Raw genomic sequence first — 269 nt, forward strand, 5'->3', positions numbered from 1 at the left:
CGCCGAGGCCCTGTTCCTCCGCCAGGGGCTGGAATTCTCGCTCAACGAGCTGGCGCACGAGGCCGGCCTCGGCGTCGCCACCACCTACCGGCGCTTCGCGTCGCACGACGACGTCGTGCGCGCGCTGCACGAGCGCGCCTACGCGGGGTTCGTCGCGATTCTCGACGCGCTGGAGGACGCCCCCGACGGCTGGTCGGGGGTGGTCGGCTACCTCGAGCGGGCCGTCGCCATGAGCAACGCGCACCCGTCGTACGCGGCCGCGGCCCGCC

General features: G+C 74.7%; 1 protein-coding gene. It reads left to right on the forward strand.

Translation table 11 applies throughout. The annotated features are described in order from the left end of the window. Positions 1 to 269: TetR family transcriptional regulator (locus F1003_RS18775; RefSeq protein ID WP_155090363.1), on the forward strand; the 269-nt coding region annotated here is incomplete at both ends.

This window comes from Winogradskyella ouciana (genome assembly GCF_009709615.1).
GTDB classification, from domain to species: Bacteria; Bacteroidota; Bacteroidia; order Flavobacteriales; family Flavobacteriaceae; genus Winogradskyella; species Winogradskyella ouciana.